The organism is Desulfobacterales bacterium (genome assembly GCA_021647905.1).
Taxonomy (GTDB): domain Bacteria; phylum Desulfobacterota; class Desulfobulbia; order Desulfobulbales; family BM004; genus JAKITW01.
On record JAKITW010000103.1, the window covers coordinates 1 to 6779 of the forward strand.

The following is a 6779-nucleotide window of genomic DNA, read 5'->3' on the forward strand; positions in this document are numbered from 1 at the left end:
GAAAGTATCCAGGGGTAGGCAAAATCAATTACTGCTCGGAAGCTGCATGGTCGTACTTTTGTTCATGCTCCCGGCCTGTGCCCACCTGTCTCCAACTCCCGCCGGGGTTGCCGCCGCCGGTGGCAGCGGGCCGGCCGCCGCGGCTGTTGCGTCTCAACCGGCCCCTGCGGCCGTGTCCCGCACCACCCCGGTCCTGCCGGTGCGTTTCCAGAAACCCGCCTACCTGGTCAAGGATATGGATACCGGGGACCGGGCCCAGGCAGGTGGCATGCCGGTGGGCGCGGACATCTCCTCGATTCAACCGATGCAGCTCCGGGAGGTGTTCAAGATCCTGGTGGAGCTGAAAAAGATGACCGTGAGCTGGGCCAGTGACGTGGACCAGAACATCCTGGTGGATGTCAATATCGGGGCAGACGATGATTTCTTTGCCGCCATTGATAATCTGCTGCGTCAGGTCGATTATTTCCACGAGGTCAGCGGTAATACCATTGTGATCCGCTACAATGACACCCGGAAATTTCATGTTGCCATGCCGTTCATGAGCGCCAACTATGCCACCTCGGTGGGTGGCAATGTCCTGGGCGGCACCACGGCCAGCAACCAGATCAGCAGCCAGGAGAACCCCTTTGATATCTGGAAGAATATCCAGGAAAATCTGGATAAGGTGCTGCAGATCTATTCGGCCACCGAGGTGGCCTCCGCCACCCCGGTCCAGGCAGAGGGCGGGGCCACCGCCACCGCCACCGCCACCGCGCCACCAGCGCCAGCAGCGGCAACCCGTTTGCCGGCCAAGGGCTACTATACCATTGACAAGCCCATCGGCCTGGTCACCGTGACCGCGCCGCGGCCGATGCTGGAAAAGATCGCGACCTATTTCAACAACCTCAAGACAGAACTGTACCGGCAGATATCCATTGAGGTCAAGATTATCGAGGTGACCTTGACCGATACTTCAACCACCGGCATTGACTGGAGCAACCTCCTTTCCGGCCAGACGGTCAATGTGGCCCTTTTCGGCGGCACCGGCCAGATATATCCATACAACGCCGCCAATACTCCGATCATCTCCACCATTACCGGTCCGGCCAGTTTCAACCTGGTGCTTGATCTGCTTCAGACCCAGGGCAGGGTCAAGGTCCTGAACAATCCGCGGATCGTGACCATGAACGGCCAGCCGGCGATGATCAGCGTGGGCCAGGATATGACCTATATTTCCTCGGAGGAAAGCACCACCGATGAGTGGGGAAATGTAACCATTACCAGGTCCACGGACAGTATTTTTTCCGGCCTTGGCCTGGGGGTGGTGCCGATGATTTCGGAGAACGACGAGGTCATTCTCAGCCTGACCCCGGTCTTGTCCGAGCTGGAGGGAGGCCAGATGACCTATGAGGGCACCGCCGGCGGCAGGATCGGGGTGCCGGTGGTCAATATGCGGGAAATGAACTCCATTGCCCGGGTCAAGAGCGGCGAGATGCTGGTGGTGGGAGGTTTTATCAAGGAAGCTGACAACGTGTCTGATGTCAAGTTCCCGATCCTGGGCGATTTGCCCTTGATCAACGGTCTGTTCAAACGTTCGGCCAAGAGCAGGCCCAAGGTCGAACTGGTCATCATGCTGCAGCCCCGGATCCTGTAAATCCGGTCGGCTGTAGAGACATAAAAAAGGCCCTCGTGTTGCGAGGGCTTTTTTTTTATCTACCGGATTCGACTGATCTAGGTTCAGTTTTTTTTATTGCGTCTGCTGCTGTTGCTGCTGCTGGGCCAGATTGTTCTGATACAGGGCCAGAAAATTGATCGGCTCCATCTGAAAGGGGATAAAACCGCCGTCCGTTGAAAGCTGGGTCACGATCTGGCGGGTAAAGGGGAAAAGCAGGGTCGGGCAGTCCACGTTAAGGACCCGGGCAAGATGCTCCTCCGGGATGTTTTTCAACAGAAACACCCCGGCATGCTCGATCTCAAGCACAAACAAGGCCTTGTTGTCGGCATTGGTGTCGGTGATCGTGGCATTGATCGTCATGGCGATTTCCCAGTTGTCATTATCCATTTTTTTATGCTTCAGGCCCAGGTTCATATCCACCTTGGGCGCGGGTTGCTCCAGGAGAAAGACCTCCGGCGCATTGGGATTCTCAAAGGAGAGGTCCTTGACGTACATCTTCTGTAACCTGAAGACCGGCGCTTCCGGCGCGGTATCGGCTGTATTTTGTTCGGTCATGATATTTTCCTTTTTTAAAAGCTTAGGTTCAGCGGCAAGTTACCCGCTTATATAATGGATAGTGCCGCGTCTGCAAAGCGGTTTTTTTAGAGAAGGCGTTTGAGAAAGGCGCCGGTATGGGATGCCGGGTTTGCCGCAACCTCCTCCGGGGTGCCGGTTGCAATGACCCTGCCGCCGCTGTCGCCGCCTTCCGGGCCCAGATCGATGAGATGGTCCGCGGTCTTGATCACGTCCAGGTTATGCTCGATGATCACCACTGTGTTGCCGCTGTCCACCAGCCTGGCCAGGACAACGAGCAGCTGTTTGATGTCCGCCGGATGCAGCCCGGTGGTCGGCTCGTCCAGGATATAGAGGGTGCGGCCGGTACTCCTCTTGGCCAGTTCCCGGGCCAGCTTGACCCGCTGGGCCTCGCCGCCGGACAGGGTCACCGATGACTGCCCCAGGCCGATATAGCCCAGGCCGACATCGGCCAGGGTCTGCAACCGGTTCCGGATCAACGGGATATTGGTGAAGAAATCCAGGGCCTCGTAAACGGTCATGGCCAGGATCCCGGCGATGTTCACACCCCGGTACCTGATATCCAGGGTTTCCCGGTTATAGCGGCGGCCAAGGCAGGTTTCGCAGGTGACATACATATCAGGCAGGAAATGCATGGCGATCTTGATCACCCCCTCGCCCTGGCAGGCCTCGCAGCGACCGCCCTTGACGTTGAAGCTGAACCGGCCCGGCTTGTAGCCCCGGGCCCGTGATTCGGGCAAACGGGCCAGCAATTCGCGGATCGGGGTCAATATCCCGGTATAGGTGGCTGGATTGGAACGCGGGGTCCGGCCGATGGGGCTCTGGTCGATGTCAATCACCTTGTCGATCCGGTCGAGCCCGCTGATCTTCAGCCCCTTTGTCCCGTGGCGCTGTTGCCGGAGAAAGGCATGGACACCCTTATAGAGCGTCTCAATGACCAGGGAACTCTTGCCTGAGCCGGATACCCCGGTGACACAGGTCATCCTGGCCAGGGGAAAGTCCACGGTCACCTCTTTCAGATTATTTGCCGTGGCCCCGCGCACCGAGATCCGGCCGGCCCTTTTCCGGCGCCGCGCCACTGGTACCGGGATGACCAGCCGGCCGGAGAGATAACCACCGGTTTGCGATTGTTTATTTTCAAGCAGTCCGGCCACCGGGCCGCTGTAGACGATTTCGCCGCCCTGCCGGCCGGCGCCGGGTCCCATATCCAGCACATGATCCGCCGCCAGGATGGTCTCGCTGTCATGTTCCACCACGATCACCGTATTGCCCAGGTCGCGCAGGCTGGTCAGGGTGTTGATCAACCGTTGGTTGTCGCGTTGGTGCAGGCCGATACTCGGTTCGTCCAGGATATAGAGGACCCCGGCCAGGCGGGAGCCGATCTGGGAGGCCAGCCGGATCCGCTGGGCCTCGCCGCCGGACAGGGTGGCGGCCCGGCGCTCCAGGGAGAGGTAGCCCAGCCCCACATCAGCGAGAAAGCTGAGCCGTTCGTTGATCTCCTTCATTATCCGCTGGGCAATGATCCGGTCCCGGCTGTTGAAATCAATGGCCGGCAGCTCAACCAGCAACCGGTCGATGCTCAGCCGGGTCATCCCGGCAATGGACCAGGGTCCGACCTTGACGGCCAGGGCCTCGGGCCGGAGCCGGTCCCCGTGGCAGCCCGGACATGGTTGCTCGTTCATGTATCGGCCCAACTCCTCCCGGACCGCTGCGGAAGCGGTTTCCTGAAAGCGGCGGGCCAACTGGGGCAGGACCCCCTCGAAACTGGACTGGGCGGTTACCCGGCGCCGGTGCCGCTGGTAATGGAACAGGATCTCCTCCCGGCCGGAACCGTGGAGGATCACCTTTCTGGCCCGGTCCGGCAGCCGTCCGAACGGGGTATCGACGCTGAATCGATAGTGGTCGGCCAGTCCGGTCAGGAGCTGACCCGAATAGGTGGCCAGGGAGCGACCGCTCCAACAGGCAATGGCCCCCTGGCGGAGAGAAAGCGAGTGGTCCGGGACCACCAGGTCCGGGTCAAAGAACTGTTTTATCCCCAGGCCGTGGCATTGGCCGCAGGCGCCCTTGGGATTGTTAAATGAAAATAGCTGGGTGGAGATCTCGGGCAGGCTTCTGCCGCAGGAGATACAGGCCGCCCTTTCACTGAACAGGATTTCTTCTGCCTTATCCAGCAGTTCGACCAGCAGAAATCCCTGGCCCAGTTTTACCGCGGTGGCCACTGAATCAGCCAGCCGGCGGCCGATGCCGGGCTTGATCACCAACCGGTCCACCACTGCCTCGACCCGATGGCGCTTGGTCCGGGCAAGCGGGATCTCCCGGTCCAATGAATGGATTTCCCCGTTGACCCGGACCCGGGCATAGCCGTCCTTACGGAGCTGATCGAACAGGTCGCGATGCTCGCCCTTTTTTCCGTCCACCAGCGGCGCCAGCAGGATAATCCTGCTGCCCGCGGGCAGGGCCGTCAATGCGTTCACCATATCCTCCACGGACTGGGCCCGGATCTCCCGGCCGCAGTCGGGACAAAAGGGGTGGCCGACCCGGGCATAGAGAAGCCGGAGATGGTCGTAGATCTCGGTGATCGTGCCCACGGTGGAGCGGGGGTTGCGGCCGGTGGTCCGCTGTTCAATGGACACTGCCGGCGATAACCCTTCCAGGGAGTCGACATCGGGTTTGTCCATCTGGCCGAGGAACTGGCGGGCATAGGTGGACAGGGATTCCACGTAGCGGCGCTGGCCCTCGGCATACAGGGTGTCAAAGGCCAGGGTCGATTTGCCGGAGCCGGACAGGCCGGTGAACACCACCAGCCGGTTGCGGGGCAGATCAACATCGATATTTTTGAGGTTATGCATCCGGGCGCCCCGGATGCGGATCTCTTTTGGTTCCATGGAAGTGACGGGTTATTGGTCAGAGGTTAGAGGTCAGAGGTCAGAGGTTAGAGGTCAGAGGTTAGAGGTCAGAGGGCACGGAAATTTTTTACCAATAACCCCTCACCCCTCACCAATAACCAATAACCCATCACCCATCACCCATCACCTTTCTTTTCTCAATCTTGCCCCGAAAAAGCCGTCCATTCCGTGCTGACCGGGCAGGGTGCGGAAGAACCCGTCCTGATCCACCAGTTGTTCCGGGAGAAAATCCTGGGCGTTTTCCAGGGTGAATTCCGAATGGGCGGCCAGGAATTTTTCAATCACCATCTCGTTTTCCTCGGGCTCGGTGCTGCAGGTAACATAGACCAGTATTCCGGCCCGGGCCAGGAGAGGTACTGCGGTGTTCAGCAGGGCCAGCTGTTTTTTTTGATAGCGGCCGAGATCAGCCGCGGTCCGGTTCCAGCGGATATCCGGATGGCGGCTGATAACCCCCAGTCCGGAACAGGGCGCATCCAGGATAATTCCGTTAAAGGTTCCGTTGATGTTTTCCAGGATATCCTCGATAATCCGCACCCGGTCCGTCAGTTGAAGCCGGGCCAGATTGTCCCGCAGCCGCTGTATCCGGAGCCGGTTGGGCTCCACTGCCAGCAGTTTTGCACCAATTGGTAACTCCTGGGCCAGGTGGCTGGTCTTGCCGCCCGGTCCGGCACAGCCGTCCAGGTAGCTGTTGTCCGGTTGTAACGGCAGAAGCAGTCTGCCGGCCATCTGGGCCGCCTCGCCCTGGACCTGGAAAAAACCCTGAACATAACCGGGCAGTCCGGTGATTGCACCCTGAAAATCGTCAAGCAGCAGGGCCTCCGGAGAAAACAACCCCGGCCGGGCCTCAATACCGGCGGCGGCGAACATCTCTTGCAGCGCCGGCCGCGATATGGCCCGGCTGTTTACCCGCAGACAGAGGATGGCCGGGCTGTTGTCAGCCGCACAGATCGCCCCGCACCCCTCCTGGCCGTAGCGTTTTTTCCACCGGTCAACAAGCCATTGCGGATGGCTGAAACGGGCTGTTTCCGGCAGGTCGGAATCCTGGTCTTGGGGCCTGGGAAGGTCTGGCTGCCGCCGGGCGATGGTCCGCAGGACCCCGTTGACAAAACCCGTGAGCCAGCCCGGTTGCCGGCTTTGTTTCAGCGCGGCCACGGTCTCGTTGATCGCCGCGGCCGGCGGGATCCGGTCCATGAACAACAGTTGCAAGGTTCCCACCCTGAGGGCCTGGCGGGTGCGGGGCTTCATCCTGTTAAGGGGATGGCGGGAGAAGCGACCCAGGACCCAGTCCAGATAGCCGCGCCAGCGGATGACTCCGTGGACCAGGGCAAAAAGAAGTTGCCAATCCCGGGGATCGGCCATCTCTTCCCGCCGGCGCCGGACCTCCAGGATCTGGTCAATGGGCAGGTTGTCTCGCTCCCATTGGCAGAGAATATCAATGGCAAGCTCTCGGGGAGTGGGGTTCATGGTGAAGTGCAGTGAATAGTGAATAGTGAATAGTGAACGGTTAATTGTTATTAGATAAGGTTTCGGTAAACCCCGTACGTTTGAGGTTGGACCGGGAAAGGGGTTTTCTTATACCGAACGGTGTAGCGGACCCTGAGCCGCAGCCGTGACGGCAAAAGCGGAAATTGAAACAACTTCGGCAG

The 6779-nt window shown here is 59.8% G+C and carries 4 protein-coding genes; 1 reads left to right on the plus strand and 3 read right to left on the minus strand.

Translation table 11 applies throughout. From position 1 onward, the window contains the following. Positions 1-46: 46 nt before the first annotated feature. Positions 47-1633, plus strand: coding sequence for a type II and III secretion system protein (locus L3J03_11860; GenBank protein ID MCF6291676.1), 1587 nt, complete (start codon positions 47-49; stop codon positions 1631-1633). Positions 1634-1726: 93 nt separating this feature from the next. Here L3J03_11860 and secB read toward each other — a convergent pair whose 3' ends face one another. The 3 genes from secB to rsmB all read right to left on the minus strand — a co-directional run bounded on the left by secB (position 1727) and on the right by rsmB (position 6597). Continuing rightward, on the minus strand, positions 1727-2209 hold the full coding sequence (secB, locus tag L3J03_11865) for a protein-export chaperone SecB (GenBank protein MCF6291677.1): 483 nt from the start codon (positions 2207-2209) through the stop codon (positions 1727-1729). A gap of 86 nt (positions 2210-2295) precedes the next feature. After that, complete coding sequence (gene uvrA, locus L3J03_11870) at positions 2296-5112, minus strand: excinuclease ABC subunit UvrA (protein MCF6291678.1); 2817 nt, start codon at positions 5110-5112, stop codon at positions 2296-2298. 144 nt (positions 5113-5256) lie between these two features. Further along, a complete protein-coding gene (gene rsmB / locus L3J03_11875) occupies positions 5257-6597 on the minus strand; it encodes a 16S rRNA (cytosine(967)-C(5))-methyltransferase RsmB (protein ID MCF6291679.1) in 1341 nt (446 codons plus the stop codon). Positions 6598-6779 lie beyond the last annotated feature (182 nt).

What these genes read in the sequence shown, in the direction of transcription:
- L3J03_11860 (MCF6291676.1), top strand. Translation starts at nt 47, where the DNA reads ATGGTCGTACTTTTGTTCATGCTCCCGGCCTGTGCCCACCTGTCTCCA.
- secB (MCF6291677.1), bottom strand. Translation starts at nt 2,209, where the DNA reads ATGACCGAACAAAATACAGCCGATACCGCGCCGGAAGCGCCGGTCTTC.
- uvrA (MCF6291678.1), bottom strand. Translation starts at nt 5,112, where the DNA reads ATGGAACCAAAAGAGATCCGCATCCGGGGCGCCCGGATGCATAACCTC.
- rsmB (MCF6291679.1), bottom strand. Translation starts at nt 6,597, where the DNA reads ATGAACCCCACTCCCCGAGAGCTTGCCATTGATATTCTCTGCCAATGG.